The following is a 362-nucleotide window of genomic DNA, read 5'->3' on the forward strand; positions in this document are numbered from 1 at the left end:
GAAACGGAAATGCCCATCGTGACCGGCTATACCCAGTGTCGGGAAGGCTTGATGCGCACCTATGATCGTGGTTATAGCGAGATGACGTTCAGTAAGATCGCGACCATGACCGATGCCTGTGAAGCGGTTATTCACAAGGAATATCACTTCAGCACTGCCGACCCCTTGCTGGTGGGTGCCGAGAATGTCAAACCGATCGGCATGACCAATTACGATGTTGCTGACCAGCTGGCCAACCTGGGTATGGAAGCGATTCACCCACGGGCAGCTGCCGGTTTGCGTAAAAAGAATATTCGCCTTATTGTGCGCAATACTTTCGAGCCGGAACATCAGGGCACCGAGATTCGTCGAGACTACTGCAG

Annotated in this window: 1 protein-coding gene; it reads left to right on the top strand. The window is 53.0% G+C overall.

Going from position 1 to position 362, the window contains the following annotated elements; translation table 11 throughout:
• Window positions 1-18: 18 nt before the first annotated feature.
• A partial coding sequence (locus Q4563_RS17285; protein ID WP_442903778.1) for an amino acid kinase family protein occupies window positions 19-362 on the top strand: 344 nt, incomplete at its 3' end.

Source organism: Gilvimarinus sp. 1_MG-2023 (assembly GCF_030548285.1).